The sequence below is a fragment of the Sandaracinobacteroides saxicola genome (assembly GCF_014117445.1).
GTDB lineage: Bacteria > Pseudomonadota > Alphaproteobacteria > Sphingomonadales > Sphingomonadaceae > Sandaracinobacteroides_A > Sandaracinobacteroides_A saxicola.
Window position 1 is genome coordinate 978733 of record NZ_CP059851.1, and the last position, 26390, is coordinate 1005122.

Consider the following 26390-nt stretch of genomic DNA (forward strand, 5'->3'; position numbering starts at 1 on the left):
CTAACCGGACGCGATGAACAACAGGGTGAGCATCGCGGTGCTGGGTGCTTCGGGCTATACCGGCGCCGATCTCGTGCGCCTGGCGCTGACGCATCCGGGCGTGGAGGTCGTGGCGCTGTCCGCCAATGCCAAGGCCGGGCAGGCGATGGCGGACATCTGGCCGCACATGGTCCCCTATCGCCACCTGCCGCCGCTGGTGAAGGCGGAGGACATCGATTTCTCCCGCGTCGATTTCGTCTTCGGCTGCCTGCCGCACGCGGCCTCGGCCACGCTGCTCAGCCAGATCAGCGGCCCGCGCATCATCGACCTCAGCGCGGACTTTCGCCTGAAGGACGCGGCCACCTATGCCGACTGGTATGGTGGCGCCCACCCGGCGCCGGCGCTGCTGGCGGACGCCGTCTATGGCCTGACCGAATTCGCCCGCGCCACGCTGCCGTCGGCACGCCTGGTTGCCTGCCCCGGCTGCTACCCCACCGCGGCGCTGTTGGCGCTGGTGCCGCTGGCGCGCGCCGGCGCGATCCGCCCCGTCAACATCACCATCAACGCGCTCTCCGGCCTGACCGGCGCCGGTCGCAGCCTGAAAGAGGCCAACCTGTTCGCGGAGATCGGCGAGGCGGCGGCGCCCTATGCCGTCGGCCATCACCGCCACATGCCGGAGATGGAGCAGGAGCTGGCACTGGCGTTCGCCGCGCCCGTCACACTCAGCTTCACGCCGCATCTGGTGCCGATGAGCCGGGGCGAACTGGAAACGATCACCGTTGAACTCAACGGCGCCAGCGTCGCCGACGCGCGCGCGATCATCGAGGATTTTGCGCGTGACGAACCCTTCGTCCACCTGCTGCCCGACGGCGTGCCGGCCTCCACCCGCATGGTGCGCGGCAGCAACCATGTGGTGCTGAACATCGCCGCCGACCGCATCCCCGGCCGCGCCATCCTGACCGTCGCCATCGACAATCTGGTCAAGGGATCGAGCGGCCAGGCGTTGCAGAACATGAACCTGATGGCGCAGCTGCCCGAGCCGACGGGGCTGGACGCGGCGCCGCTGTTCCCATGACCGCCTTTCCGCGCCCCTCGCCGCCGGACAAGGCCATCGTCGAGACGCCGCGCCTGATCCTGCGGCAGTGGAAAGAGAGCGACCGCGAACCGTTCGCCGCGCTGAACGCCGATCCGCGGGTGATGGCACATTTTCCGGCGTTGCTGATGCGCGGCCAAAGCGACGCGCTGCTGAACCGGCTGGGAAGGATGATCGCCGAGACCGGCAGCGGCCTGTTCGCCGTCGAGCGGAAGTCCGATCGCGCTTTCCTGGGCTTCACCGGGATCGCGCCGGTGCCGTTCGAAACCGTGCTGGCAGGCGAGACCGAGATCGGCTGGCGCTTCGCCCGCGCGCACTGGGGCATGGGCTATGCCAGCGAGGCGGCGGCCGCCGTGCTGTCCTTCGGGTTCGCGGCGCGCGGGCTGGCGCGCATCGTCTCCTTCACCGCGACCGACAATCTGCGTTCGCAGGGGGTCATGGCCCGCATCGGCATGCGCCGCATGCGCGACCTCGATTTCGAGCACCCCAACCTGCCGCCGGGGCACCGGCTGCGGCCGCATGTGGTCTATGTGGCGGACGCGCCATGAGGATCGAGACCGAACGGCTGGTCCTGCGCAGCTGGCAGGACGCCGACCTCGACGATCTGGTGGCGCTGAATGGCGATCCCGAGGTGATGCGCTTTTTCGGCTTCACCATGAGCCGGGAGGCGAGCGCGATCATGCGCGGGCGCCTGCAGGGCTGGGATGATGCCCTGGGCGTCACCTTCTGGCGCGTCGGGTTGCGCGAAGATGACCGCTTCCTGGGGATCGCCGGGCTGAAACCGCTGACCGTGCCCTGGCCGGAGCCGCACGACGTCGAGATCGGCTGGCGCTTCGCCCGCCACGCCTGGGGGCAGGGCCATGCCAGCGAAGCCGCGGCGGCGGCGCTGGCGGTCGGCCTGGCGCGCTGGCCGCGGGTGATGGCGCAGACCAATTTCGCCAACCGCGCGAGCTGGCGGGTGATGGAACGGATCGGCATGACGCGGGCGGAAACGCTGGACTTCGACCATCCCAATTATGCCGAAGGGCATCCGCTGCGGCCGCACATCGTCTATGTGAAAGCGCGCTGATGCCGCTCTTGCCCTTCATGGGAACCACGCCGACCATCGACTCCAACGCCTGGGTGGCACCGGGCGCGAGCGTGATCGGGCAGGTGACGCTGGGGCCGCAGTCCAGCGTCTGGTATGGCTGCGTGCTGCGCGGCGACGTGATGCCCATCGTCATCGGCGCGCGCAGCAACATCCAGGACGGCAGCGTGGTGCATGTCACGCGAAAGCTGGCGGCGACGACCATCGGCGATGACGTGCTGGTGGGCCACATGGCGATGATCCACGGCTGCACGCTGATGGACCGCGCCTTCGTCGGGCTCGGCGCCATCGTGATGGACGGCTGCGTGATCGAGCCGGACGCGATGCTGGCCGCCGGTGCCATGCTGACGCCGGGCAAGCGCATCCCCGCCGGCGAACTGTGGGGCGGCCGCCCGGCGGTATTCATGCGCAGGCTGACCGAGGCGGAAATCGCGCGGAACCGCGCCGGCGCGGCGGGCTATGTCGAACTGGCGCGGCTGCACCGGGAGAGCCAGGCATGACCCTCCCCTGGGCGCTGGTCGGCGGCGGGGGCGGGGCAATGATCGGGCCGATGCACCGGGCCGCCGCGCTGGGCTGCGGTGCCTTCACCCTGGTGGCGGCCGCACCCTCCTCCCGCGCCGAGGTCGCGGCGAAAACCGGCGCCGAATGGGGCCTGCCCCCGGCGGCGACCTTCGCCGACTGGCGCGACCTGGTGGCGGCGACGCCGGTTCTGGGGCTGCGGGCGGTCAGCATCGCCACGCCGAACGCGCTGCACGCCGAACAGGCAAGCGCCTTCCTGCGCGCCGGTGTCGCGGTCATCTGCGACAAGCCGCTGACCGGCACGCTGGCGGAGGCGGAGGCGCTGGCGGCAGTGCAGGCGGCGACCGGCACGCCGTTGTTCGTCACCTATAATTACAGCGCCTTCCCGCGCATCCGGGAGGCGCGGGCGATGGCGGCGGCGGGCGATTTGGGCACCGTCACACAGGTGCTGGTGGAGTTCGCGCAGGACGGCCGGCTGACGGAGCGCAAACCGCGCGGCTGGCGGCACGACCCGGCGCTGAGCGGCGCGGGCGGTGCCAGCGCCGATGTCGGCACGCACGCCTTCCACCTGGCGGAGTTCGTCAGCGGCCAGCGCGTCAGTGCGCTCGCCGCCGACATCCAGCATGTCGCCGGTGGCCCGCTGGACGATGGCGTGCATGCGCTGCTGCGCTTCGATGGCGGCGCGCGCGGCCTGCTGTGGGCGACGCAGGCGGCGCCGGGCACCCGGCCGGGCCTGCGACTGCGCGTCGTCGGCACGCGCGCCAGCCTCGATTGGCACCTCGCCGCGCCGGACCAGCTCCCGGTCACTGGACTGAAGGTGCCCGCGCCGGGGATGATGCCGGTATCCCCGGACGAACTGACCGCCAGCTTCACCGCCGCCTTCACCGCGCTTTATGCCGACATCGCCGCCGCGCTCGCCGGCCGGCCGTCGCTGGCGCCCGATGTCGCCGATGGCGTGCGCGGGCTCCGCTTCGTCGAAACCGTCCTTGCCTCCAACGGCCGGTGGCTTTCGATGGCCTGATCAGCCGCGCGGCATGCGCACGTCCACCCGCAGCCCCGGCGCATTGTCGGCCAGCGTCAGCCGGCCGCCATGCACCCGCACGATGGTATCCACCAGGCTGAGTCCCAGCCCGACGCCCGGCGACTGCCGGCTGGCATCCAGCCGTACGAAGCGGGTCAGCACGCGCGCGCGATCCTCGGGCGCGATGCCGGGGCCGGTGTCGGCCACGGTCAGCCAGCCCTGATCGCCCTCGCTGCCCGTCGCCAGCCGCACCCGGCCTCCCGCCGGCGTATATTTGATGGCATTGTCCAGCAGGTTCGCCACCAGCTGCGTCAGCAGCGGCGAGGAACCGCGCACCGGCGCCGCATCGGTCGCCAGCGTCAGCAGCACGCCCTTGTCTTCCGCCACCGGCGCGTACAGCTCCGCCATGTCCCGCGCCAGCGTGGCCAGGTCGAGGGCCACGAAGCTCTGCACACTGGTCGCCTCGGCCCGCGCCAGCCGCAGCATGCCGTCGATCAGGCCCAGCAACGCCCGCAGGTCCTTGTCGGTCTCCTGGAACAGCTCGTCGAACGCGCTGCCTTCCCCGGCGCGCATCTGCGCCAGCTCCAGCCGTGCCTGGATGCGTGTCAGCGGTGTCTTCAGGTCGTGCGCCATGCCGTCGGTCACGGCGCGCAGCGATTCAACCATGTTCTGCGTCGCGTCGAAGGCGGCGTTCACGGTTTCCGAAAGCCGGTCATATTCGTCGCCGTGTCGCGTCACCGGCAGTCGCTCCTTCAGCGAGCCGGCGAGGAAGCGGTCCCCGGTGTCGTTCATGGCGGCGATGAACGCCAGCGCGCGCCGGGTGCGCCAATAGCCGAACAGCAGCCCGAACAGGGTGGAGAGCACTGCCGCCACGCCGACCGCCGTCAGGAACCGGTCGCGGATGCGCAGCCGCCCTTCCGCCAGATGCCCCACCAGCAGCTTGTTGCCGCCCGACAGGCGCACCGCCAGCGCGTCGATCTGCCGGGTATAGGGCCCCTGCAGGCTGGTGAGCCGCACGGTGAAGCGGGACCAGCCCGCAGGCGGCACGTCAACGGGCCAGCGGGTCAGATTGCCCGCCAGCCGGGAGCCGTCGCCGGCCGCCAGCAGATAGAAGAAATCATTGCCGCTTTTGTCGCTGTCCACGGCATCGGTCACGGTCTGCCGCAGCGCGTCATGGCCGTCGTTGCGGTCCACCTCCAGCAGGGTCTGCAACTCACCGTCCACCACCGCGCGCATCTGCGCCTCCACCACGCGCACGGTCTGGAAATAAACAACGCCCAGGGCGATCGCCGTCGTCGCCACCGCGATCAGCGCGATCCACAGCGCCTCCCGCGCCGCCATCAGCCGGAGGCGCTGGCGCCGCGTGCCGGCCATGGCGGCGATCAGCTGCCCGCCGCCAGCCGGTATCCCGCGCCGCGCACCGTATGCAGCAGGGGCGTGTCGCCCGGGCCGTCGATCTTGGCGCGCAGCCGGCTGATGTGCACGTCGATGACGTTGGTGCCGGGGTCGAAATTATAATCCCACACCGCTTCCAGCATCATCGTGCGCGTCACCACATGGCCCTGATGCCGCATCAGATATTCCAGCAGCTGATATTCCTTGTTGAGAAGCTCGATCCGCCGCGCGCCCCGCCGGGCGGTGCGCGCCAGCATGTCCAGCTCCAGATCCAGCAGCGTCATCTTGGTCGCCACCGCGCCCTCGCCATCCGCGCGCCGCAGGATGGCGACCAGCCGCGCGATCAGCTCCTGGAAGCTGAACGGCTTCACCAGATAATCGTCGCCGCCGGCGTTCAGCCCCTTCACCCGGTCGTCCACCTGCCCCAGCGCCGACAGGATCAGCACCGGCGTGCGCTTGCCCTCGGCACGCAGCGCCTGCAACACCGAAAGCCCGTCCATCTTCGGCAGGTTGCGATCCAGGATCAGCGCGTCATAGGCGTTGGTCAGCGCCGCGGTCAGCCCGTCGAGCCCGTCGGCGGCATGGTCGCAGGCATGGCCCAGCTCCGACAGGCCCTGCCGCACATAGTCCGCGGTGGAGGCATCATCTTCGATCAGCAGCAATTTCATCGGGCGTCCCTGGTTCGGCGCCGCCATCCGAGCGCGTTGCGCCGCTCCGGTCAAGTCGCTCTCCGCCCGTGTCAGCAGCTGGTCCATCGCGCATCCTTCGCCTCGCGTCGCGCCTTCCATGCCCCGCCCCGCGCTCAGGCGTGTCAACGCGGCATGAATTCCCTGTCATCTGGCATCACTTTCGCCTTTACGCCGGGGCCTGCCCTTGGCACGCATGGCGTGTACGCACGGGCAAGGATTTGCGCATGATGAACCGGTTCGGAAAACTGTCCCGCCGCTCGATGCTGGGCGCGATCGGCACCGCTGCCGTCGGCTTCAGCCTGTCGTCCTGCGGCAAGGCCGAGACCAAGAAGCTCAATTTCTACACCTGGGACACGTACATCGGCAAGACGACGCTCGCCGATTTCGAGAAAGCCAGCGGCATCACCGTCCGCCCCAGCTATTATGCCAACAATGACGAACTGTTCGCCAAGCTGAAGGCCGGCAACCAGGGCTATGACGTGATCGTGCCCAGCAATGAATTCGTCACCAAGATGCGCGCCGCGGACATGCTGCTGCCGCTCGACATGGCGAAAATCCCGAACTTCAGGAATGTCGACCCGGATTTCGCCGTGGCCGAATATGACCCGGCGCCCCGCCACAGCGTGCCCTACACCTGGCTGGTGCTCGGCATCGGCTATCGCAAGTCGAAGGTCGATGGCGTGCCCGACAGCTGGAAATGGCTCTATGATTCGGATCGCTACAAGGGCCGCATCGCGCTCATCACCGAGGCGCCCGACCTCATTCGGCTGGGCGCCAAATATATGGGGAAATCGCTGAACGGCGTCGACAAGGCGACGACCGACGCGGTTGCCGCCATGCTGACGAAGCAGAAGCCCTTCATCAAGGCGTTCCACGACGACAATGGCCAGGACATGCTGCTGGCGGGCGACGTTGACATCGTGCTGGAATATAATGGCGATATCGCCCAGGTGATGAAGGACGACCCCGACCTGGACTTCGTGGTGCCGAAGGAAGGCAGCCTGATCAACGCTGACACGCTGGCGATCCCCAAGGGCGCGCCGAACGCCGACCTGGCGCACCAGTTCATCAACTTCCTCCTGGATGCGCAGGTGGGGAAGGGCATCACCGAAACCATCCTCTATCCGACGCCGAACGCCGCGGCGAAGGCGCTGATGCCGCCCTCCTACAAGAACAACCCGGTCATCTTCCCCGCCTCGCCGGGCATGCAGGCCAGCGAATGGGGCCGGTTCGAAGGCCCGGAACAGGCGCGCTATTTCGAGGAAGCCATCACCCGCATGCGGGCTTCCTAGGCGTTGGCGAGCGACAGCAGCATCGACTGGCGGCGCGCCAAGACCGGCCTTCTGGTGCTGCTCGGGCCGCCGCTCGGCTGGTTCCTCCTGTTCTTCGCGGTGCCGATGGCGGTGGTCTGGGGCTACAGCTTCGGGAGCAATGTCGGCATCGCCGACATCGACATCAGCGGCACCTTCCTGAATTACGCCCGGGCGCTGGAACCGCTCTATCTCGGCATCCTCGTCAAATCCTTCGCCGTCGCCGCGCTCGCCACCTTCCTCTGCCTCGTCATCGGCTTTCCCGTGGCGATGGCGATCAGCTTCGCGCCGCCCGGCTGGAAACCCTGGCTGCTGCTGGCGGTCATGCTGCCCTTCTGGACCAACCTCCTCATCCGCACCTATGCGCTGATCGCGATCCTGCGCGATGAAGGTCTGGTCAACAGCGGCCTGAACTGGGCATGGGGCCTGTTCGGTGCCGATTTCACGCCGCTGCCGCTGATGAACAATAATTTCGCCGTCATCCTGGGGCTGGTCTATGTCCACCTGCCCTTCATGGTGCTGCCGCTCTACGCCGCGCTCGACAAGCTCGACCGCAGCCTGATCGAGGCCAGCCTCGACCTTGGCGCCGGCCATTTGCGCACCGTGTTCACCGTCATCCTGCCGCTGGCGCTGCCGGGCATCCTGTCCGGCCTGCTGATCACCTTCATCCCGGCGCTGGGCAGTTACCTGACGCCCGACCTGCTGGGCGGGCCGGACAGCCAGATGATCGCCAACATCATCGAACGGCAGTTCAAGCGGGCGAACGACTGGCCCTTCGGCGCGGCGCTGGCCTTCCTGCTGATGTATCTCACCTTCATCGCGGTGGCGGTGCAGTCGCTGGTGGAGCGGCGCGCGAAATGAAGCGCGACTCCAACCTCCTGGATTACGCCCGCCGGCCCGTGATGCTGCTGTGGCTCACGCTCGTCGGCCTGTTCCTCTATGTGCCGCTGGTCGTGCTGGTGGTGTTCAGCTTCAACGACAGCCGGCGCACCAGCGTGTGGAAGGGCTTCACGCTGGACTGGTATGGCCGCGCCTTCGGCAATGCCGAGCTGTTGCTGGCCTTCGGCAATTCGCTGACCATCGCCGCGGTCAGCATGCTGCTCAGCCTGGTGCTCGGCACCCTCGCCGCGATCGCGCTGTGGCGCTTCCGCTTTCCCGGCCGGCCGCTGGTCGATGGGGCGTTCGCGCTGCCGATCGTGGTGCCGGAGATCTGCATGGGGGTCGCCATGCTGATCTTCTTCGCCCGGGTGATGCCCTGGCCACAGGACCTGCCCTGGCCCTTGAACCTGGGGCCGATCATCATCGCCCATGTCGCGTTCAGCTTCCCCTTCGTCGCCGTCGTCGTCCGCGCCCGGCTGGCCAGCTTCAACCGGGAGCAGGAGGAGGCGGCGCGTGATTTGGGCGCCTCGCAGTGGCGGGCACTGTGGGATGTGGTGGTGCCGCACCTGCGCCCCAGCCTGATCGCCGGCGCGCTTTTGGCCTTCACCCTCAGCCTTGACGATTTCGTCATCACCTTCTTCACCGCCGGGCCGGACACGGTGACCTTCCCGGTGAAAGTCTATTCGATGGTGCGTTTCAGCGTCACGCCAGAGGTGAACGCGATTTCCACCATCCTGCTGCTCTTGACCGTGATCCTGACCTTCATGGCGCTGCGCATCCAGGCGCGCGTTACCGCAGCCGAGGCGCGCAAGCTATGACCCCGATCATCCAGTTCGAAAAGGTGACCAAGCGCTTCGGCGACGTGCTGGCGGTCGATGCCGTGTCCCTGACGATCAACGAGGGTGAGTTCTTCGCGCTGCTCGGCCCCAGCGGCTGCGGCAAGACCACGCTCTTGCGGATGCTCGCCGGGTTCGAGGTACCGAGCGAGGGCCGCATCCTGATCGACGGCAAGGATGTGACACTGGTGCCGCCGAACCGCCGCCCGGTGAACATGGTGTTCCAGAGCTATGCCGTGTTCCCGCATCTCTCCGTCCTGAAGAACATCGAATATGGCCTGAAGATGGAGGGCGTCGGCAGCGCCGAGCGGCGGGCGCGGGCGGAGGAGGCGCTGGCGCTGGTGCAATTGAACGGGCTGGGCGACCGCATGCCGGACGCCATGTCCGGCGGCCAGAGACAGCGCGTGGCGCTGGCGCGCGCGCTGGTGAAACGCCCCCGCGTGCTGCTGCTGGATGAGCCGCTGTCCGCGCTCGATGCCAAGCTGCGGGAGGAATTGCGCTTCGAATTGAGCCGGTTGCAGGACAAGGTCGGCATCACCTTCGTGATGGTGACGCACGACCAGGACGAGGCGCTGGCGCTCGCCACCCGCTGCGCGGTGATGAGCAAGGGCAGCCTGATGCAGGTGGCGAGCCCGTCCGACCTGTATGAATTTCCGGCGACGCGGCTGGTCGCGGACTTCATCGGCAGCGTGAACCTGTTCCAGGGCCGTGTGCTGGCGGACGAAAGCGACCATGCCATCATCAACCTGCCCGAAGTCGGCAAGCAGGCCTGGCTTGAGCACGGCGTGGGCAGTTCCGACACGCTCGACATCTGGCTCGCCGTGCGGCCGGAAAAGATCGAGCTGCACAAGCGCAGCAACGGCGAGGGACCGCCCGAGCTGGAGGGCACGCCGGCGGGCTATAATGTCATCGAAGGGGTGATCGCCGACATCGCCTATCTGGGCAGCGAGAGCGTCTATGAGGTGAAGGTGGCGCTGGCGGACGGCGGCGAGCGGATGATGCGGGTGATCCGCCCGAACCTGACGCGCTGGGACCAGGAGGATTTCACCTGGGACGAGCCGGTCTGGCTCGGCTGGCACGCGGAGGCGGCGGCGGTGCTGCTGGCATGACGCAGGGTTTGGTGGCCGTCCCCGGCGGCGACATCTTCACGCTGCGCTGGGGCGACGATCCGGCGCTGCCCTGGCTGGTGTTCGCGCACGCGACCGGCATGTGTGCCGCCGTCTATGCCGGGCTACTGGCGCCGCTCGCCGCGCGCTATCGCGTGCTGGCTTTCGACGCCCGCGCGCATGGGCGAACCAGCGTTTCACTGGTGGAATGTCCGGACTGGCGGGTTCAGCGCGATGACCTGGTGGCGCTGGTGCGCGCCCTCACAGACGAACCGGTGACGCTCGCCGGGCACAGTTTCGGCGGCAGCACGGCGATCGCGGCGGCAGCGGCGGTGCCGGGGCTGGCAAGCCGCGTCGTCGCTGTTGAACCGGCCTTTATCCCGTTCGACCATGCCAATGCCTTCCGCGCCGCGCGCGACGGCGGCATGCCGCTGCCCAACCGCATGGCCGACCAGGCCGAGCGCCGCCGTGCGCGCTTCGACAGCCTCGCCGCGATGCGCGCGGCCTATGCCGGGCGTGGCGTCTTCGCCGGCTGGCCGGACGCGGCGCTGGACGCCTATCTCGATGGCGGCGCTGTGGTGGACGCCGATGGCGCGCATCTGCGCTGCACGCCGCTGGCCGAGGCGACCACCTTTCGCGGCGTCACCACCCGCCTGCGCGACGATATCGCCGCCCTGACCGCGCCGCTGACCCTGCTGCACGCAACCGAAGGCAGCACCGTGACGCCGGAGGACGCCGCCGTCATCGCCGCGACCGGCGCGTCGGTCCACCGTTTCACTGGTGAAACGCATTTTGTGCCAGTGGAACGGCCGGACCTGGTGCGCCCCTGGCTCTGACCCTCAGGCGACCCGCCCGCTCAGCACCAGCAGCTGCACGCTGACCGGCACCTTGCCGTCGGCGTCCGCCTGCGCTGCGAACCGGGCACTCGCCGCTGCCCACAGGTCCCGCCGCATCGGCACCCGCGGGCGTGCCGCCAGCCAGCCGGTCTCCCCCATGCCGCGCAGCTCCCGCGCGAGTGTCGTCAGGTCCGGGTAGCGCGCGGTCACCGTTTCCACATCCGCGACCGGCTCCGCGAACCCTGCCCGAGCCAGCAGGCCGGCCGCCTGCGCCGGATCGATGGTCGGCCCCACGCGCACGCCGACCCGGCCGGTCAACGCATCCTCCGCCTCGAAAAAGGCGCGCCGCACCGCCATCAGCGCCTCGCCCGCGACACAGGCCGCCAGCATCCGTCCGCCGGGCCGCAACGCGCGCCGCATCGCCACCAGCGCGCCGGGCACATCGTTGACGCCATGCAGCACGCCGACGCTCTTCACCAGCGTGAAGCCGCCCAGCCGCAGCCGGTCCTCGTCCACCACGCCGTCGCGGCCCCAGCGTGCGCCGGCGTCCACCACCATCCCCTCGCCCGGCACCGCACCGCCGATGGTCAGCACGGCGGTGCGGTCCGCGCCCAGCAGGTCGGCGCGCGCGTCCAGCTCGTCTGCCATCAGCCGCAGCAGGAAATCATGGCCCGCGATCATCGGCGCGGCGCGATCCCGGGCGCGGGCGCGCAGCCGCCGGTCGAAAATGTCATCCATGCGCCTGCCATGCCGCCACTGGCCGCCCCTGCCAAGCCATGCTAGCGGTGGCCATGGGTCGGTCGAAAGGCCATGATGCTCGCCACCCTGCGCAGCGCTGCCTCCTGGGCGCTCGACCGGGTGCTGCCGCCGCGCTGCGTCGGCTGCGGCATGCTCACCGGTGCGGCGCACAGCCTGTGCCTGCCCTGCTGGCAGGCGCTGCCGCCGCTCCTCGATCCGCACTGCCCGGTCTGCGCCGAAACCCTGCCGCTTGGCACCTTCGAGGGCGCGCAGTGCGGCGGCTGCCTTGCCGATCCGCCCCGCTTCGCCGCCACCCGCGCGCCGCACCGCTATGACGGCACCGCCCGGCTGATGGTACTGGCGCTGAAACATGGCGCGCGCGAGACCCTGGCCACGCCGATGGGCAGCGCCATGGCCCGCGCCGCCGGCGACTGGCTGGCAGCGGACACGCTGCTGGTCCCCGTGCCGCTGCACCGCAGCCGGCTGGGCAGCCGCGGTTTCAACCAGTCCGCCTGGCTCGCCCGCGCCATCGCCCGCCACGGCGGCATGCTGTCGCTCGACCTCCTGATCCGCCGCCGCGCCACCGAATCGACGAAGGGCAAGGGCCGCGTCGCCCGCCTGAAAGAGATGACCGGCGCCTTCGCCGTGCCGCCCGCCGCCCGCGCGCAGCTGAAGGATCGCCATGTCATCCTGGTGGACGATGTCATGACCAGCGGCGCCACCGCCCGCGCCTGTGCCCGTACGCTGCGCCGCGCCGGTGCCGCGTCCGTGAAACTTCTTGTCTATGCCCGGGTTGCGCCGGACCGCACGCTCCTCCATCTGTAGCGGCATGGCCACCGTCGAAATCTACACCAAATTCCTCTGCCCCTATTGCGCGCGGGCGAAATCGCTGCTGACCGCCAAGGGCGTCAGCTTCGAGGAGGTCGACATCAGCATGGGCGGGCCGAAGCGCAGCGAGATGATCGCGCGCTCCGGCGGCCGCACCACCGTGCCGCAGATCTTCATCGACGGCCGCCACATCGGCGGGTCGGACGATCTCGCCGCGCTGGACCGCGCCGGCGGGCTGGATCCGCTGCTCGCCGCATGAGCCTGCGCGTCGGCCTGTTGCAGACGACCTCCGGCATCGACCCCGCCGCCAATGCCGACATGCTGGCCGCCGGGGTTGCCGAGTTGGCCGACCGCGGCGCCGCGATCATCTTCACGCCGGAAATGAGCGGCCTGCTCGACCGCAACGGCGAACGCCTGCGCGCGCATGTGCGGGGCGAGGCGGACGACTCCAGCCTGGCCGCGCTGCGCAGCCTTGCGGCGGAGCGCGGCGTGTGGGTGGCGCTCGGCTCGCTCGCCATCGCACTGCTCGATGGCCGCATCGCCAACCGTTCCTTCCTGATCGACGCGACCGGCGCCATCGTCGCCCGCTATGACAAGCTGCACCTGTTCGATGTCGACCTGCCGACGGGTGAACGGCATCGCGAATCGGCGACCTATGCCGCCGGCGAAGGCCCGGTGCTGGCGGCCACGCCCTGGGGGCCGCTGGGGCTTTCCATCTGTTATGACGTGCGTTTTCCCCATCTCTACCATGCGCTGGCGCGCGCCGGCGCGGCGATGCTGGCGGTGCCGGCGGCCTTCACCGTGCCCACCGGGGCGGCGCACTGGCATGTGCTGCTGCGCGCGCGCGCCATCGAAACCGGCAGTTTCGTGATCGCCGCCGCGCAGACGGGGAAGCATGCAGACGGCCGCGAGACCTTCGGCCACAGCCTGGTGATCGATCCCTGGGGTCGTGTGTTGCACGACAGCGGCACGGAGGCCGGCGCCGCGGTGGTCGACATCGACCTGGCGCAGGTGGCGGACATCCGCGCCCGCATCCCGGCGCTGGCGCACGCGCGAAGCCTGCCGACGGTGGCGCGCTGGTGATCGTGTTCGACCTGAAATGCGGGCAGGCCCATGTGTTCGAGGCCTGGTTCGGCAGCAGCGACGATTATGCCGCGCAACAGGCGCGCGGGCTGGTCAGCTGCCCCATCTGCGGCGACGCCCGGATCGAAAAGGCGCTGATGGCGCCCGCGGTCGCCGCCAAGGGCAACCGGCTGGCCAGTTGCGACAATGCGGCGAGCAAGGCGCGGTTGGCCGAACTGGCGCGGCAGCAGGCCCGGATCGAGGCCGATTTCACCTGGGTCGGCCGCGACTTCGCCCGCCAGGCCCGCGACCTGCACGAGGCGCCGGCAAACGATGCGCCCCCCGCTGAAGCCGTTCCGAAACCCCCACCGCCAAAGGGCATCTACGGCGAAGCCACCCTCTCCGAAGCCCGCGCCCTGGTGGCCGACGGCGTGCCGATCGCGCCGCTGCCGTTCAGGAGCCGACGCAGCGCGGATGCGTGAGGGGCGGTTGCCCATGCCAGGATCGTCTATTACACTGTAATACAGGTGTGGAGCGTGTCGGATGAGCCAGCGGGAAGGATTGGCGAGTGTGAGCCTGGGGTCGGCCAAGGCCATCGGGCAGCGGCTTGTTGCCGAGGGACGGTTCGACAATCTGTCGGAGGCGTGCCGTGCGGGGCTGCGAAGGCTCGAGCAGGATGAGCGCGTTGTGGACCGCCTCGTCGCCCTTGGCGCGGCAGGCATGGCCAGCGGCATCGATGACGGCTTTGACATCGATGCCTTCGTCGACGCCATGCCCGCTGAATCGTGAGGCTGGCCTGGTCGAACGTTGCCCGGCAGGAACTGGAAGAAGTTCGGCGCTATTCGACGCAGACCTGGGGCGCCCCTGTCGCCCGTCGCTACCTTGAAGATGTCCGCGATGCCGCCAAGGCCGCGGCCGAACGCCCGGAACGCGCACGGCCGTTGCGCGATGATTTTCGGATCCTGCGCGTTCGCTCCCACTATCTGATCCTGCACATCAACCCGAGCCTGCGGCGCGTCACGATCGCCCGCATCCTGCATGTGGCCATGGATATCGAACGGCATTTGCCAAAGGATTGACATGGCGTGGGTGCGTTATGAACCGGCGGACCTCGGGCCTCGAAGCTGGACATTCGCGAGCCAGTTCATATCTCCCAAAAGCTACCATTCGTTTGATGGCGCAAAATGAACCAGTTCGGCCGTCTTCTGCCAGTTTGGTTCATAGCATCACAGTTAGGAAATCTGACATTTGGACGAACCAATGGCTCAGTCAGGAGCCGCTGACATAGCCGCCGTTCCAGGAAGCAAAGAAGCCTCGTAACGTGCACCCTTTGATTGTTCACGGTATTGGGTTGCACTTGGCGGCACCTCGTGATTGAGTTTGCATTCTGGGGCTTGAAAATCGGTGGCGGGGCGTCATGAAAGATCGGTGGGGACTAATACAGCGTGGACTTTTCCCAGAAACATTGCCACCTTGTTACACATCGATAGACCTGAAACGTGCATTCTCTGGCTTGGTGCGAACACTCAAGACAAAGGAGCTGCACAAGGGTCGGCAATCCGATTACGTGCGATACAATGGTACGAAACATGACGGCAGCCGACGTTACTTTGGAACGCCAAATCCTATTTCCTATTTCTATGTTGCTAATTTCATAGCTAATCATTGGGTCGAATTCGAAGCAAGATTCAACAGTTCGCCGTTCTCGGTCAGTACGCCGAGAATTGGCAAGCCAACCGATGATCGGCCTGTGATCATACCCTCACTTTCCGAGCTGACAACGGTCGCCTCGAAAAAGCTCGGGCGATCCGCTTTCATTCTCAAGACTGATATTGCTCAGTTTTTCCCTAGCATCTATACGCACGCAATTGCTTGGTCGGCACACGGCGTTGACATTGCGAAGGCAGACACAAGCCCTACCTCAGTAACTAACTATTTTAACCAGCTCGATTTCTTCGTGCGCAACTGCCAACTCGCAGAGACTCGCGGCGTGTTGGTGGGTCCTGACGCATTTCGCCTCGTTAGTGAGTATATCGCATCTGGGCTTGACAGCGAAATTTTTGCCGACACGGGTGGACACATCATCGGCGCGGCGCGCCACGTCGATGACTATTACATCGGCCTTGGCAGCGAGATTGCTGCCCTCGCGACGCTCTCGGTCTTGCGCGATAAGCTTCAGCGCTACAGCCTTCATATAAATGATGCGAAGACTAAAACTATGCTCAGCACCGAGCCGCTGAATGATATCTGGGCGCAGAGTCTGCGAAGGGAGTCACGGGAGGTGGGGGGCTATTTCCGCCAAACTGATGACATCATCTTGTTTTTGGATCGCTCGCTCGATCTTGCTAAGCAGCTCTACACCGACAGCCCCATCAAAATCGCCCTGCGGACGATGGACAAAATCAAGCTTTATAACCTTTCCGATTGGGAGGTTGTCGAACCGTACTTGCAGCGTGCGCTTTTTCACCACTCACACTCTATCGACTACATCGCGTTACTCGTGGCTAAGCGCGTCTCTATTGGTAAGCAAATAGATCGTGAGGGATGGAGGGCTGCTGCTTACGATTTGATTGCGCGACACCTTCCGCTAAACCATCATCATGAAGTCGTATGGTTAGTCTGGATGCTCCTTGTTTCGCGTCTCGCATTGTCCGACCAGCTCGTTGATGCTCTATCGCAAAATGATAACGCACACGTTCAAGCCTTGGTTGTTGCTGCATATCTCGATGGCCTTGTTGATCGACGGCCACCCATCCGCCTTGGGGCGCGATTGGCCACCACTGATAATCGGTGGCTTCTAAACCTTGTGGCACGGGCAAGGGGTTACAGTGGCGCCGCATTCAGCGGCGCGCTAGCTGGTGAGTTTCAGCACATAGCCGACAAGCATGTGAAGTTGATCGACTTCAAAGCCCATATGAAGTCAGTCCAGCTGGGAAACGTGCAGGCCATCAGCCGCACCCGGTACGGTTACGACAACGATGATGAGGAGGAAGACGGGGACAATTGGGACGATATTAATGAAGTATTTTAGTCGATTAACGGCATTATGACTAACCCACAGGACCTTAAACAAAAAGTCGGCTATATTCCAAATTTGTTCGCGAGTTCTGGAATACCAGCAATGTCCGATATTGCGGATACGGTCGATGCTCGGGCTGACATCTGCTTTCGGGAAATCCGCGAAACGTTTGAACGACTGAAATGGACATACGCAGGCCAAGTTGTAACGTCCAACATGCGGACGGCATAGTGTAGGGCGTCCTCAAAAGCCATTTTTTGCTCTCCACCCTAAATCAGCAATGAAAAGCAAGCCCATCGCAATCTTGCACCCGCGCCCCCACTCGCGCAAAAGGACACCCGTGGTCCCGTAGCTCAGCCGGATAGAGCGCCCGTTTCCTAAACAGGAGGCCGCAGGTTCGAGTCCTGCCGGGATCACCACCTTGACCGACTCGGGCCGCCTCCCCTATGGCGCGCGGCATGAACCGTTATCGCCCCAGGCTGCAGACCAACGTCACAATGTGACGGGCGCCTTGCTGCGCCCTTTCCACAGGGTGCAGCGCTGCCGGGGAAACGGCCTCCCAATCTCAGAGGCTCCACAGGTTCACACAGCGCCACCCTGTTTCACCACCGAACGAACAGGGAGACCATCATGACCGACCATCGATACAGTGTTCACGAAACCGCCGGCGTGCCGCTGAAGCTGTGGGACAGCCATGGCGCGTTCGAGGACGGCGCCATGGCGCAGCTGCGCAACGTCGCCAGCCTGCCGTTCGTGCACAGCCATGTCGCCGGCATGCCCGACGTGCACTGGGGCATGGGCGCCACCGTGGGCAGCGTCATCGCCACGAAGGCGGCGATCATCCCGGCCGCGGTGGGCGTGGACATCGGCTGCGGCATGATGGCGGTGCGCACCACGGCGCTTGGCCGTCAGCTGCCGGACAATCTGCACGCCATGCGCTGCGCCATCGAAGCCGCGGTGCCGCACGGCCGCACCGACAACGGCGGCGCCAACGACCGCGGCGCCTGGGGCGAGCCGCCGGCGGACGCGCTCGCCGTGTGGGCGGCAATCGAAGACGGCTACAAGGCGATCATCGCCAAGCATCCCAAGGCAGCGGCGTTCAACAGCGCCCGCCACCTGGGGTCGCTGGGCACCGGTAACCACTTCATCGAGGTCTGCCTGGATGAGGAGGACCGGCTGTGGGTGATGCTGCACAGCGGCTCGCGCGGGGTGGGCAACCGGTTCGGCAGCTATTTCATCGAGCTGGCGAAGAAGGACATGCGCCGCTGGTTCATCAACCTGCCGGACGAGGACCTGGCCTATTTCCCGGAAGGCACCGAGCATTTCGCCGATTACTGGCAGGCGGTCAGCTGGGCGCAGGGCTTCGCCAAGGCCAACCGCGAGCTGATGATGGCGGCGGTGCTGCGCGCCATCGCGCCCTTCCTGCCGCCGTTCGAAACGGTGCAGGAGGCGGTGAACTGCCACCACAACTATGTCAGCCGCGAAGCGCATTTCGGCGAGAATGTGATGGTGACCCGCAAGGGCGCCGTGCGGGCGCGCGCCGGCGAGCTGGGGATCATCCCGGGCAGCATGGGCACGGGCAGCTTCATCGTGGAGGGGCGGGGCAACCCGCACAGCTTCCAGTCGTGCAGCCATGGCGCGGGGCGGAAAATGTCCCGCGGCGCGGCGAAGAAGGCGATCAGCCTGGAGCAGCATGCCGACGCCATGCGCGGGATCGAGGCGCGGCTGGATGCCGGCGTGCTGGATGAAAGCCCGGCGGCCTACAAGGACATCGGTGCCGTGATGGCGGCGCAGGCCGACCTGGTGACGATCCGCCACCGGCTGCGGCAGGTGGTCAATGTGAAGGGGTAACAGCGCATCGCGGAAAAGTGGGAACCGGTTTTCCGCATCACGATGCGCGCCAACAAAAAGCAGGGATCGGCATCACGCCATCAGGTCGATGTCGGTCCCCGCGCCCGCCGCGCGGGCGCGGGTGAGGAGGAGGGTGGCGGCGGCGAGGTCCTGCGCGGAGACGCCGAGCGATTTGTAGAGGGTGATGTCGGTGTCGTTACGTCGGCCGGTGGCGCGGCCGGCGGCGACGGCGCCGATCTCGGCGAGGATATGGTCCTCGCCCACCAGCCCGGCGGCCATGGCGCGCTTCAGCTCGCCGGCGGCGGCGAGCGCGGCAGGGCGGTAGTCCACCACGAAGCGCGCCGCGGCGACGGCGGCTTCGTCGATCTCGGCATGCTCGGCAACCGCGCTGCCCACCAGCGTCAGATGCTGGCCGGGGCGCAGCCAGGCGCCGCGCACCAGCGGCTCGCGCGCGGCGGTGGCGGTGACGATGATGTCGGCCCGCGCGACGGCGGTTTCCAGGTCGGTCACGGCCTCGGCCTCCTCGCTTGCGGCGAAGGCGGCGGCGCGGGCGGCATCGCGTGCCCACACCAGCGCCCGCTGCACCCGACGTGTGGCCCGCAGCGCCCGCAGGTGCCAGCGCGCCTGCTCGCCGGCGCCGACCAGTAGCACGCTCTCCGCATCCGCCCGCGCCAGCAGGTCGGTCGCCATCGCACTGGTCGCCGCGGTGCGGATCGCGGTCAGGCTGCCGCCCTCGATGATCGCCACGGGAAGGCCGTCGGCGGCATCGAACAGCAGCACCATGCCGACATGACTGCCGTGCACGCTGTCCGCCGCTCGCGGGAATTTCGCCACCAGCTTGACGCCGAACGCCTCCCCCAGCACGCCGGGCATGGTGGTGAACTTGCCTGCACCGACCGCCACGAACTGCCGCAGCGGCATGGTGGCGCGGCCTTCGGACACCGCGATCATCGCGTCGCGCATGGCCTCGGCGCAGTCCGCCAGCGGCAGCAGGCGCTCGACGTCGCTGCGGGTGAGCAGCAGCATCAGCGGGGTTTGGGCGCTACAAAGCGCATCCGCGCCTGTACCTCGGCCACATCATCCGGGCGCGCGAACGGCTCCGGCATCGCCTCACCGGGCAGGCGTGGGCGGCCGATGGCGGAGAACCAGTCCTCCAGGCCGGGCGGCATGAACACCCAGAACAGGGTCATGTCGGTGGTACCGTCATTCTCCAGCAGGTGCCGGGCGTGGCGGCCGAACAGGATGGTGGAACCGGGGCCGACACGATGCTCGGCATCCTCGATCTGGCAACGCCCGCTGCCGCTGATGATGTGGATCAGCTCATGATTGCGCTCATGGCCATGCTCGCGGACGTGGCAGCCGGGCGGCAGGGTCTGGGTGCCGCAGGAAAAGCCGTCGTACGGGCTGTTCGTCGGATCGAGCAGCACCTCGACGAACCCGCGCGAGGGCAGCGGCTGCCAGAAACCGCGGCCCTCGCCCGGCTGGATCACCGTGCCCCACCGCCCGAACGGGGTTTCGTCGGTCATGCCAGAAACCCTCGCGCCGCCGCGGCCCAGGCATCGGGCACGGTCGCCGGCGCGAAATGGTTGCCGGAGTCGAGGATGCTCAGCCGCGCGCGCGGGATCAGCGCCGCCAGCTCCTCGGACAGCGGCAGCGGCGTGATGGCGTCGTCCTGTGCGCAGATCACGCCGCAGGGCGCGGTGATGTCGGGCAGCGCGGCGCGCAGGTCGTGCGCGGTCACCGCGTCCATGCGCTGCAATTCGATCTCCACGCCATGGAAGGCAGCCGCGCGGTTGGCGATGTCGGCGGCTTGCGCGGGCCAGCCCGCGGCATTGTGCCAGCCGGGATTGCCCAGCATGGCACCCTGGGTCAGATAGGCGGCCGGGCCGAGGGTGCGCAGCACATCCTTGCGCAGCGCGAACAGGTCGGTGAAATAGGGCGTCGGCCCGGCCCAGCTGGCGCTCAGAAGAAGCCGGGTCACCCGCTCCGGCGCCTGCACGGCGAGATGCTGCGCGATAGCGCCGCCCAGCGAATGGCCAACGATATCAAGGCGTTCGATGCGCAGCGCATCCAGCAGCCGCAGCGCGTCTTCCGCCAGCACGCGCACGGTCTGCGTCACGTCCGAGGGGATCGAATCGCCGCGGGCGCGGTGGTCGAAACTGATGCAGTCCCGGTTCGCAAAGCGCGCGAACTGCGGCGCCCAGAAGTCCGCGCGACCACCCAGCCCGACCAGGAACAGCAGCGGCGCGCCTTCGCCATGCCGCACGACATGCAGCGCGGTGTCGCCGACAGTTACCAGCTCGCCCTTCATGCCGCGCACCTTCGTTCGCGTTGCGATAACTTCAACTGCCGATGATGGCCTTATCCATGCACGGCGTCTATGGTTCGGGCATGGAAATCCGCCACCTTCGCCATTTCGTCGCGGTCGTCGATGCCGGCAACCTGTCCAAGGCCGCGGAGCGCGCCTTCATCAGCCAGCCGGCGCTGACCCGCAGCATCAGGAATCTGGAGGACATCGTCGGCGCGCCGCTGCTGGAACGGCGGCCGCGCGGCGTGGTGCCGACGCCGGCGGGGGACACGCTCTATGCCCATGCCCGGCTGGTGCTTAACGAATGCGCGCGGGCGAAGGCGGAGGTGAAGGCGGTGCAGGGCGGCGCGCGCGGGCAGATTTCCATCGGCATCGCGGCGATGTTCGCCGAGCATGTGGTGGACGATGCGATCGTGCGGCTGTGCCGGGCCCAAGCGCCGGTGTCGATCCAGGTGACGCAGGGCTTCTTCGAGGAGATGCTGACGGCGTTGCAGGCCGGCGTGCTGGACGCGGTGTTCTGCAACCTGCCCAGCCTGACGCTGCCGGACGATGTCACGGTCGAGCCGTTGCTGGACATTCCGGCGAGCATCTGGGCCGGGACGGGCACGACGCTGCCATCGCGGGGCATCACACGGGAGGATCTGGCGCGGCAGCCCTGGGCGGTGGTGGACCAGACGCACATGGAGCTGTTCATGGAGCGCTTCTTTGGCGACGCCGGCCTGCCGGCGCCGCGGCCGTTGCTGCGGACGAATAGCATCGGCTTGATCCGCAAGTTGATTTACCGTGATGCCTTCCTGACGCTGCTGCCCGATCATCTGATGGCGGCGCAGGAGGAAGAGGGCTTCGCCCGGCGGATCCTGGTGGAAGGGGTGCCGATCGTCCGGCGCGCCGGGCTGATCCGGCGCGCGACCATGCCGAACCGGCCGGCGCTGGAGGCGTTCTGCGAGGAGCTGCGCGCCGCCTGTGGGCGCAGCGGCATGCATGCGGTGCATGGATAAGCGGAAAATCGGTATTTGAAGTTATGGCAGCGCCGGGCAAGGGAATGTCACCCTGCCGGAGACCAGCGATGCCCTTCAACCGCCATCCCCTGCGCCCGATCACCGAGGCCGATGCCGAAACCTATGCCCGCGACGGCGTGGTCTGCCTGCGCCAGGTGTTCGATCCCGAATGGCTTGCCTCCATGGAAGGGCCGGCGCGGCGACTGCTCATTGACAAGGCGGATTTCGGCCTGTTGCCGAACAACCCGGGCCGTTACATGGCGCGCACCATTCCTGAATTCCGGCGCTTTGTGTTCGAAAGCCCGGTGGGCGAGGCGGCGGCGAAGGCGCTGGGCAGCAGGACGGCGCGTTTTTTCTTTGACGAGATTTTCGCCAAGAAGCCGCAATCGACCGACAAGACCATCTGGCACACCGACCGCATGGGCTGGCCGGTGACGCCGGACACGACGATGGTGCCGAGCCTGTGGATCCCGCTGACACCGATCACCAGGGCGAACAGCCTGGAGGTGATCGCCGGCACGCATAGCACGCCGGTGGATTACTGGCTGTTCAGCCCGAATGCGCGCAAGATGGTGCGGCCCGAGGGCCGGGCAAACCATCCCGATGGCGAGGCGCTGCGCACCCACCCGGACTATGCCGACCGTTTCCTGACCTGGGACATGCAGCCCGGCGACATGCTGGTGGTGCACCCCTGGGCGCTGCACTACAGCCATGGCAATCCAACGGACGACTGGCGCATCGCCCTGTCGGTCCGCGTGTTCGGCGACGATGTGCGCTGGTCGCCGCGGCCGGATTGCCTGAACATCGCCGGCGTCAGTTTCGACGAGATGATCGAGGGTGATGCCCCCGACGGCGACCTGTTCCCGCTGCTGTGGAGCGCGGACGGCGCGCGCGACGATGACAGCCGCTATCCGCGTGCCTTCGCGACCCGTTGGCAGGCGCGGCGGCGCGACGATGTGAATGATTATGCCGGCTTCACGCGGTTGCAGGAGGCCGACAAGGCAGCCAGCGCATGTTCCGATCCGGTGACGTCACCGGCATCGGAAACCCATGCGCTGAAATTTCAACAAGCTTCGGCGTGACATTCGACCATATTATCGTCGGCGCCGGCTCGGCGGGGTGCGCGCTGGCGGCGCGGCTGTCGGAAAACCCGGCGCGGCGCGTGCTGCTGCTGGAGGCGGGCGGTGGTGACAGGTCGCCCATCCTGACGGTGCCGGCAGGCATCGTGCGGGCGATTGGGAACCCGCGTTACGACTGGGCGCATCTCGCCGAACCCGATGCCTCGCGCGGGGGCAAGGTGGACCTGTGGCCGGCGGGAAAGGTGCTGGGCGGGTCCTCCAGCATCAATGGCATGCTGTGGGTGCGCGGCAACCATGGCGATTTCGACCGCTGGCAGGCGGCCGGCAATCCGGGTTGGGGCTGGGCGGATGTGGCGCCGTTGTTCCGCCGCATGGAGGATTATGCCGGCGACGGCGACTGCCAGTGGCGCGGGCGGCTGGGGCCGCAGCGGGTGGAGGGGTTGCGCACGACGCACCCGATGGCACGCGATTTCATCGCCGCGGCAGTGGCAGCCGGTTTACCCTTGAACCCGGATTACAATGGTGAAACGCAGGATGGCGTGGCGGCGCCGCAGGTCAGCCAGCAGCGGGGCAGCCGGTTCAGCGCGGCGAGCGCCTATCTGGCCGCGGCGCGGCGGCGGCCGAACCTGCGCATCGTGACCCGCGCCGAGGTGCGGCGGGTGACGTTCGGCGGGAGATGGGTGACCGGTGTGGAATGGCAGCGCCATGGCCGGGTGGAGCGCGCCGCCGCACCAGAGGTGACGCTGTGCGCCGGGGCGCTGGCGACGCCGAAGCTGCTGATGCTGTCGGGCATCGGCGACGCGGCGCATCTGGGCGAGCATGGGATTGCGGTGCTGCACCACAGCCCGCAGGTGGGGCGCAACCTGGCGGAGCATCCCAATGCCAACATGAGCTGGGACGTGCGGCCGCGCACCTACAATGTGGAGATCAACGGCGCGCGGGCACCCTTCCATGCGCTGAACTGGCTGTTGTTCCGGCGCGGGCCGGCGACCAGCCCCTATCCGCACGCGGTGGCCTTCTTCCGCACGGCGCCGGACCTGAAGGTGCCGGACATCCAGCTGATGTTCGGGCCGTTCGCCTTCGCCTTCTCGCCGGAAGGTGTGGTGCCTTATCGCAAGCCGGCGGTGACGGTGGTGGCGGCGTTGAACGATCCGCGCACGCGGGGGCGGTTGACGCTGCGCTCCGCAGACCCTGCCGCGCCACCGGTGATTGCGCACGCGCTGCTGGCGGAGGAAGCGGATGTGGCGCGGCTGACGCTCGCCTGCCGGCGGGTGCGGACGATTTTCGAGCAGGCGGCGTTGCGCGCCGACGTGATCGCGGAGCGGCTGCCGGGTGCGGGGGTGGAGCGCGACGATGAATGGGCGGACTATCTGAGGGCGACGACCTTCCTGGGCTATCACCCCTGCGGCACGGCGATCATGGGGCCGGAGGGGGTGGTCGATGCGCGGTTGCGGGTGCGCGGGGTCGAGGGCCTGCGGGTGGCGGATGCCAGCATCATGCCGAGCCCGGTGAGCGGCAACACCAACGCCGCGAGCATGATGATCGGCGAGAAGGCGGCCGACCTGATTGCGGAACAGGGGTAGCGGTCAGGCGTAGCGGGCCATGGCGGCGAGCCATGCCGGCGCGCCGATGGTGGCGGCGACGTCGGCGGTGATGGCGGGCGCGCGCCCATCGGCAAGCGCGGCGAGCGCCGCGGCGTTGGCGGCGACATGGGCGCGGATCAGCGTGGCGGGGAACAGCAGCAGGGTGAAGCCGGCGGCGTGCGCCTCCGGGACGGTGGCGAAGGGCGACCGCCCGCCCTCCATCAGGTTGTGGACGAGGGGCAGGCGCGGGCCGAAGGTTTTGGCGAGATGCGCGAGTTCGGCGGCGTCGGACAGGCCCTCCACGAACAGCAGGTCGGCGCCGGCCTCCACATAGGCGTGCGCACGGTCGAGGGTTTCGGCGAAGGGGCGGGTGGCGGGCGCGTCGGTGCGGGCGGAGACCAAAATGCTCGCCGCGTCCTTGGCGGCGCGGATGCGGCCGACCATGTCGGCGACGGAGACCAGCGGGCGGGAGGCGAGGGCGTCGACGGGTTTCAGCGGCGCCTGATCCTCGAGCTGCATGACGGCGGCGCCGGCGCGGGCGTAGGCGCGGGCGGTGCGGGCGACATGGGCGGCATTGCCGAAGCCGCTGTCGGCGTCGGCGATCAGCGGTGTGCCCACCCGGTCGGCGATGCGGGCGATGGCGTCGGCCATCTCGGGCAGGGTGAGCAGGCCGACATCCGGGCGCGCCAGGCGGCTGAAGGCGATGCCGGAGCCGCCGACGAAGAGCGCGCGGAAACCGGCGGCCTCCGCCTGCACCGCGGACAGCGCGTCGTGCACGCCGGGGGCGACCAGCGGTCGACCGTCGAACAGTGTCGGGAAATGCGTCATGCGCTGTGCCGGGCGAAGGCGGGGCGGCCCAGCAGCAGCGCGGCGGCCCCGGCGAGCATGGCGAGCGGCACGACGATGGCGATGGAATCCGGAAGGCGCATCGGGTCGGCAAAGGCGCGATCGGTGAGCAGCGCGACCGAGGTCGGCCCGCCGCCGCCGCCGACCAGGTTGGCGAGCAGCATGTAGAGCGCCATCAGCTGGGCGCGCAGCCGGTTGGGCGCGATGAGGGCGAGCGCCGACGGGCCGGCACCGAAGGGCATGGCGCCGAGCGTGACTGCGGGCGCGAGCAGCCACAGCGCTGCCGCGCCATCGACGCGGGTGAAGGCGAAGGCGAAGGGCGCGGCCAGCAGCGCCGCGCCGGCGCAGACGAGGAGCGGCGCGTCGGTTCGACCTTTGGCACGCAGCCAGTCCGCGAGCGCGCCGCCGGCGAGGACGCCGCCGGTGGAGCCGATCATCACCAGAAGCCCGAAGGCGCGGCCGATCTCGCCGGGGGTCCAGCCGTGGATGCGGATGAACAGCGTGGGTGCCCAGGCGTTGAGCGCGAACTGCGCCGCGCCGAGCAGCGGCAGGCCGACGAGCAGCGGCACGATGGCGCCGGGGTGGGCGCGCATCCAGGCCCAGGCGGCGCTGGCGGGGAGACGGTCGTCGCCGGCGCTGATCCGGCGCGGGGGCTCGGGCAGCAGCAGCATGGCGAGCGCGAAGGCAAGGGCAGGGAGCGCCGCCAGCATGAAGGCGGCGCGCCAGTCGGCGACCGCGCCAATCAGCGGCAGGGTGATGGTGCCGGCGCGGTCCAGCGCGTCGAGCACGCCGCCGATGATGATGAGGGCGAGGCCGGAGCCGACGAAGCTGCACCCGATGAAGAGCGCGATGGCGCGGCCGACCCAGCGGGGATCGACGGCGTCGCCGATGAGCGAGACTCCGGCGGGGGTCAGCGTCGCCTCGCCAACACCGACCGCCAGACGCGCGAGGAAGAGGGTGGCGAAGCCCAGTGCCAGCCCGGAGCCGAAGGTGGCGAGGCCGAACAGCAGTGCGCCGCCGGCGATCACGGCCGTCCGGCTGCCGCTGTCCGCCATGCGGCCGAGCGGCACGGCGGCGAGCGCGTAGAAGAGGGTGAGGGCGAGCCCCTGCAGCAGGCTGATCTGAACGTCCGACAGGCCGAGGTCGGCCTTCACCGGTTCCACCAGCAGGTTGAGCACCTGCCGGTCCAGCATGGAAATGACCTGGCCGACGCAGAGCAGCAGCACGACCAACCAGCCGAAGGCGGCGGAAGGGGGGCGGGGCTGCATCGCCACGCTGTGCCTGCTTGTTGCCATACGCGCCACTGTCATTTGCGAAGGTTGCGATGC

29 protein-coding genes and 1 tRNA gene are annotated in these 26390 nt (G+C 68.2%); 22 read left to right on the forward strand and 8 right to left on the reverse strand.

All coding sequences use genetic code 11. The annotated features are described in order from the left end of the window. The first annotated feature begins 13 nt into the window (after positions 1-13). Genes argC through H3309_RS04895 form a run of 5 tightly spaced genes read left to right on the forward strand, consistent with a single transcriptional unit; the run spans position 14 to position 3699 of the window. Positions 14-1054, forward strand: coding sequence for an N-acetyl-gamma-glutamyl-phosphate reductase (gene argC / locus H3309_RS04875; RefSeq protein ID WP_182297638.1), 1041 nt, complete (start codon positions 14-16; stop codon positions 1052-1054). After that, positions 1051-1620 (forward strand): GNAT family N-acetyltransferase, encoded by a 570-nt coding sequence (locus H3309_RS04880; protein WP_182297639.1) that lies wholly within the window; start codon positions 1051-1053, stop codon positions 1618-1620. The genes argC and H3309_RS04880 overlap by 4 nt, the downstream gene beginning before the upstream one ends. Continuing rightward, the gene (locus H3309_RS04885) at positions 1617-2141 is read left to right on the forward strand and encodes a GNAT family N-acetyltransferase (RefSeq protein WP_182297640.1); all 525 of its coding nucleotides are present in this window, start codon (positions 1617-1619) and stop codon (positions 2139-2141) included. Before H3309_RS04880 ends, H3309_RS04885 begins: the two co-directional genes overlap by 4 nt. Then, entirely contained in the window at positions 2141-2659 is a 519-nt protein-coding gene (locus H3309_RS04890; protein ID WP_182297641.1) for a gamma carbonic anhydrase family protein, read from the forward strand. Before H3309_RS04885 ends, H3309_RS04890 begins: the two co-directional genes overlap by 1 nt. Further along, complete coding sequence (locus H3309_RS04895; RefSeq protein WP_182297642.1) at positions 2656-3699, forward strand: Gfo/Idh/MocA family protein; 1044 nt, start codon at positions 2656-2658, stop codon at positions 3697-3699. The genes H3309_RS04890 and H3309_RS04895 overlap by 4 nt, the downstream gene beginning before the upstream one ends. Here H3309_RS04895 and H3309_RS04900 read toward each other — a convergent pair whose 3' ends face one another. Both H3309_RS04900 and H3309_RS04905 read right to left on the reverse strand, forming a co-directional pair. Continuing rightward, on the reverse strand, positions 3700-5073 hold the full coding sequence (locus H3309_RS04900) for a sensor histidine kinase (protein ID WP_182297643.1): 1374 nt from the start codon (positions 5071-5073) through the stop codon (positions 3700-3702). Positions 5074-5081: 8 nt separating this feature from the next. Continuing rightward, on the reverse strand, positions 5082-5762 hold the full coding sequence (locus H3309_RS04905) for a winged helix-turn-helix domain-containing protein (RefSeq protein WP_182298506.1): 681 nt from the start codon (positions 5760-5762) through the stop codon (positions 5082-5084). A gap of 245 nt (positions 5763-6007) precedes the next feature. Between H3309_RS04905 and H3309_RS04910 the strand changes: the two genes are divergently transcribed. Genes H3309_RS04910 through H3309_RS04930 form a run of 5 tightly spaced genes read left to right on the forward strand, consistent with a single transcriptional unit; the run spans position 6008 to position 10750 of the window. Beyond that, entirely contained in the window at positions 6008-7075 is a 1068-nt protein-coding gene (locus H3309_RS04910; RefSeq protein WP_182297644.1) for an ABC transporter substrate-binding protein, read from the forward strand. 3 nt (positions 7076-7078) lie between these two features. Beyond that, a complete protein-coding gene (locus H3309_RS04915) occupies positions 7079-7954 on the forward strand; it encodes an ABC transporter permease (protein ID WP_317983338.1) in 876 nt (291 codons plus the stop codon). Next, complete coding sequence (locus H3309_RS04920; protein WP_182297645.1) at positions 7951-8790, forward strand: ABC transporter permease; 840 nt, start codon at positions 7951-7953, stop codon at positions 8788-8790. Before H3309_RS04915 ends, H3309_RS04920 begins: the two co-directional genes overlap by 4 nt. Then, positions 8787-9917: an ABC transporter ATP-binding protein gene (locus H3309_RS04925; RefSeq protein ID WP_182297646.1), complete on the forward strand. Its 1131-nt coding sequence runs from the start codon at positions 8787-8789 to the stop codon at positions 9915-9917. The genes H3309_RS04920 and H3309_RS04925 overlap by 4 nt, the downstream gene beginning before the upstream one ends. After that, positions 9914-10750 (forward strand): alpha/beta fold hydrolase, encoded by an 837-nt coding sequence (locus H3309_RS04930; protein ID WP_182297647.1) that lies wholly within the window; start codon positions 9914-9916, stop codon positions 10748-10750. The genes H3309_RS04925 and H3309_RS04930 overlap by 4 nt, the downstream gene beginning before the upstream one ends. Before the next feature lie 3 nt (positions 10751-10753). Here the strand turns inward: H3309_RS04930 and H3309_RS04935 are convergent, their stop codons facing one another. Further along, a complete protein-coding gene (locus H3309_RS04935) occupies positions 10754-11488 on the reverse strand; it encodes a class I SAM-dependent methyltransferase (protein ID WP_182297648.1) in 735 nt (244 codons plus the stop codon). Positions 11489-11560: 72 nt separating this feature from the next. Here H3309_RS04935 and H3309_RS04940 point away from each other — a divergent pair, with 72 nt between their 5' ends. The 9 genes from H3309_RS04940 (at position 11561) to H3309_RS04980 (ending at position 18248) form a co-directional block, all read left to right on the forward strand. After that, the gene (locus H3309_RS04940; RefSeq protein ID WP_182297649.1) at positions 11561-12313 is read left to right on the forward strand and encodes a ComF family protein; all 753 of its coding nucleotides are present in this window, start codon (positions 11561-11563) and stop codon (positions 12311-12313) included. A 4-nt stretch (positions 12314-12317) separates the two neighbouring features. Next, positions 12318-12575 carry a glutaredoxin 3 gene (grxC, locus tag H3309_RS04945; protein WP_182297650.1) on the forward strand — a complete coding sequence of 86 codons (258 nt, stop codon included), beginning with the start codon at positions 12318-12320 and terminating at the stop codon, positions 12573-12575. A 2-nt stretch (positions 12576-12577) separates the two neighbouring features. Beyond that, on the forward strand, positions 12578-13399 hold the full coding sequence (locus H3309_RS04950) for a carbon-nitrogen hydrolase family protein (protein ID WP_182298509.1): 822 nt from the start codon (positions 12578-12580) through the stop codon (positions 13397-13399). After that, a complete protein-coding gene (locus H3309_RS04955; RefSeq protein WP_182297651.1) occupies positions 13396-13860 on the forward strand; it encodes a DUF1178 family protein in 465 nt (154 codons plus the stop codon). The genes H3309_RS04950 and H3309_RS04955 overlap by 4 nt, the downstream gene beginning before the upstream one ends. An 88-nt stretch (positions 13861-13948) precedes the next feature. Next, on the forward strand, positions 13949-14167 hold the full coding sequence (locus H3309_RS04960; protein ID WP_182297652.1) for a ribbon-helix-helix domain-containing protein: 219 nt from the start codon (positions 13949-13951) through the stop codon (positions 14165-14167). Next, on the forward strand, positions 14164-14457 hold the full coding sequence (locus tag H3309_RS04965; RefSeq protein WP_182297653.1) for a type II toxin-antitoxin system RelE/ParE family toxin: 294 nt from the start codon (positions 14164-14166) through the stop codon (positions 14455-14457). Before H3309_RS04960 ends, H3309_RS04965 begins: the two co-directional genes overlap by 4 nt. A 338-nt stretch (positions 14458-14795) precedes the next feature. After that, positions 14796-16409 (forward strand): RNA-directed DNA polymerase, encoded by a 1614-nt coding sequence (locus H3309_RS04970; protein WP_182297654.1) that lies wholly within the window; start codon positions 14796-14798, stop codon positions 16407-16409. A 330-nt stretch (positions 16410-16739) separates the two neighbouring features. Then, a tRNA-Arg gene (locus H3309_RS04975) sits at positions 16740-16816 on the forward strand. Positions 16817-17027: 211 nt separating this feature from the next. Further along, a complete protein-coding gene (locus H3309_RS04980; protein WP_182297655.1) occupies positions 17028-18248 on the forward strand; it encodes an RtcB family protein in 1221 nt (406 codons plus the stop codon). Positions 18249-18320: 72 nt separating this feature from the next. Here the strand turns inward: H3309_RS04980 and H3309_RS04985 are convergent, their stop codons facing one another. From H3309_RS04985 to H3309_RS04995, 3 genes are read right to left on the reverse strand one after another with little or no spacing between them, the layout of a single operon-like run. Next, entirely contained in the window at positions 18321-19274 is a 954-nt protein-coding gene (locus H3309_RS04985) for an ornithine cyclodeaminase family protein (RefSeq protein WP_182297656.1), read from the reverse strand. Then, positions 19274-19774 (reverse strand): cupin domain-containing protein, encoded by a 501-nt coding sequence (locus H3309_RS04990; RefSeq protein WP_182297657.1) that lies wholly within the window; start codon positions 19772-19774, stop codon positions 19274-19276. Before H3309_RS04990 ends, H3309_RS04985 begins: the two co-directional genes overlap by 1 nt. Continuing rightward, a complete protein-coding gene (locus H3309_RS04995) occupies positions 19771-20559 on the reverse strand; it encodes an alpha/beta fold hydrolase (RefSeq protein WP_182297658.1) in 789 nt (262 codons plus the stop codon). The genes H3309_RS04990 and H3309_RS04995 overlap by 4 nt, the downstream gene beginning before the upstream one ends. 41 nt (positions 20560-20600) lie before the next feature. On the opposite strand from H3309_RS04995, the gene H3309_RS05000 reads away from it, so the two are divergent. The 3 genes from H3309_RS05000 to H3309_RS05010 all read left to right on the forward strand — a co-directional run bounded on the left by H3309_RS05000 (position 20601) and on the right by H3309_RS05010 (position 24216). After that, a complete protein-coding gene (locus H3309_RS05000; protein WP_182297659.1) occupies positions 20601-21554 on the forward strand; it encodes a LysR family transcriptional regulator in 954 nt (317 codons plus the stop codon). A 68-nt stretch (positions 21555-21622) separates the two neighbouring features. Beyond that, on the forward strand, positions 21623-22636 hold the full coding sequence (locus tag H3309_RS05005) for a phytanoyl-CoA dioxygenase family protein (RefSeq protein WP_182297660.1): 1014 nt from the start codon (positions 21623-21625) through the stop codon (positions 22634-22636). Beyond that, complete coding sequence (locus tag H3309_RS05010; RefSeq protein ID WP_182297661.1) at positions 22633-24216, forward strand: GMC family oxidoreductase; 1584 nt, start codon at positions 22633-22635, stop codon at positions 24214-24216. Before H3309_RS05005 ends, H3309_RS05010 begins: the two co-directional genes overlap by 4 nt. 3 nt (positions 24217-24219) lie before the next feature. Here H3309_RS05010 and H3309_RS05015 read toward each other — a convergent pair whose 3' ends face one another. Further along, positions 24220-25044: an isocitrate lyase/PEP mutase family protein gene (locus tag H3309_RS05015; protein ID WP_182297662.1), complete on the reverse strand. Its 825-nt coding sequence runs from the start codon at positions 25042-25044 to the stop codon at positions 24220-24222. Beyond that, the gene (locus tag H3309_RS05020; protein WP_243453908.1) at positions 25041-26330 is read right to left on the reverse strand and encodes an MFS transporter; all 1290 of its coding nucleotides are present in this window, start codon (positions 26328-26330) and stop codon (positions 25041-25043) included. Before H3309_RS05020 ends, H3309_RS05015 begins: the two co-directional genes overlap by 4 nt. Between the last annotated feature and the right edge of the window lie 60 nt (positions 26331-26390).

What these genes read in the sequence shown, in the direction of transcription:
- H3309_RS04935 (WP_182297648.1), bottom strand. Translation starts at nt 11,488, where the DNA reads ATGGATGACATTTTCGACCGGCGGCTGCGCGCCCGCGCCCGGGATCGC.
- grxC (WP_182297650.1), top strand. Translation starts at nt 12,318, where the DNA reads ATGGCCACCGTCGAAATCTACACCAAATTCCTCTGCCCCTATTGCGCG.
- H3309_RS05000 (WP_182297659.1), top strand. Translation starts at nt 20,601, where the DNA reads ATGATGGCCTTATCCATGCACGGCGTCTATGGTTCGGGCATGGAAATC.
- H3309_RS04980 (WP_182297655.1), top strand. Translation starts at nt 17,028, where the DNA reads ATGACCGACCATCGATACAGTGTTCACGAAACCGCCGGCGTGCCGCTG.
- H3309_RS04890 (WP_182297641.1), top strand. Translation starts at nt 2,141, where the DNA reads ATGCCGCTCTTGCCCTTCATGGGAACCACGCCGACCATCGACTCCAAC.
- H3309_RS04920 (WP_182297645.1), top strand. Translation starts at nt 7,951, where the DNA reads ATGAAGCGCGACTCCAACCTCCTGGATTACGCCCGCCGGCCCGTGATG.
- H3309_RS04995 (WP_182297658.1), bottom strand. Translation starts at nt 20,559, where the DNA reads ATGAAGGGCGAGCTGGTAACTGTCGGCGACACCGCGCTGCATGTCGTG.
- H3309_RS04925 (WP_182297646.1), top strand. Translation starts at nt 8,787, where the DNA reads ATGACCCCGATCATCCAGTTCGAAAAGGTGACCAAGCGCTTCGGCGAC.
- H3309_RS04885 (WP_182297640.1), top strand. Translation starts at nt 1,617, where the DNA reads ATGAGGATCGAGACCGAACGGCTGGTCCTGCGCAGCTGGCAGGACGCC.
- H3309_RS04990 (WP_182297657.1), bottom strand. Translation starts at nt 19,774, where the DNA reads ATGACCGACGAAACCCCGTTCGGGCGGTGGGGCACGGTGATCCAGCCG.
- H3309_RS04895 (WP_182297642.1), top strand. Translation starts at nt 2,656, where the DNA reads ATGACCCTCCCCTGGGCGCTGGTCGGCGGCGGGGGCGGGGCAATGATC.
- argC (WP_182297638.1), top strand. Translation starts at nt 14, where the DNA reads ATGAACAACAGGGTGAGCATCGCGGTGCTGGGTGCTTCGGGCTATACC.
- H3309_RS05020 (WP_243453908.1), bottom strand. Translation starts at nt 26,330, where the DNA reads ATGCAGCCCCGCCCCCCTTCCGCCGCCTTCGGCTGGTTGGTCGTGCTG.
- H3309_RS04910 (WP_182297644.1), top strand. Translation starts at nt 6,008, where the DNA reads ATGATGAACCGGTTCGGAAAACTGTCCCGCCGCTCGATGCTGGGCGCG.
- H3309_RS05015 (WP_182297662.1), bottom strand. Translation starts at nt 25,044, where the DNA reads ATGACGCATTTCCCGACACTGTTCGACGGTCGACCGCTGGTCGCCCCC.
- H3309_RS04985 (WP_182297656.1), bottom strand. Translation starts at nt 19,274, where the DNA reads ATGCTGCTGCTCACCCGCAGCGACGTCGAGCGCCTGCTGCCGCTGGCG.
- H3309_RS05005 (WP_182297660.1), top strand. Translation starts at nt 21,623, where the DNA reads ATGCCCTTCAACCGCCATCCCCTGCGCCCGATCACCGAGGCCGATGCC.
- H3309_RS04905 (WP_182298506.1), bottom strand. Translation starts at nt 5,762, where the DNA reads ATGAAATTGCTGCTGATCGAAGATGATGCCTCCACCGCGGACTATGTG.
- H3309_RS04900 (WP_182297643.1), bottom strand. Translation starts at nt 5,073, where the DNA reads ATGGCCGGCACGCGGCGCCAGCGCCTCCGGCTGATGGCGGCGCGGGAG.
- H3309_RS04930 (WP_182297647.1), top strand. Translation starts at nt 9,914, where the DNA reads ATGACGCAGGGTTTGGTGGCCGTCCCCGGCGGCGACATCTTCACGCTG.
- H3309_RS04940 (WP_182297649.1), top strand. Translation starts at nt 11,561, where the DNA reads ATGATGCTCGCCACCCTGCGCAGCGCTGCCTCCTGGGCGCTCGACCGG.
- H3309_RS04880 (WP_182297639.1), top strand. Translation starts at nt 1,051, where the DNA reads ATGACCGCCTTTCCGCGCCCCTCGCCGCCGGACAAGGCCATCGTCGAG.
- H3309_RS04970 (WP_182297654.1), top strand. Translation starts at nt 14,796, where the DNA reads ATGAAAGATCGGTGGGGACTAATACAGCGTGGACTTTTCCCAGAAACA.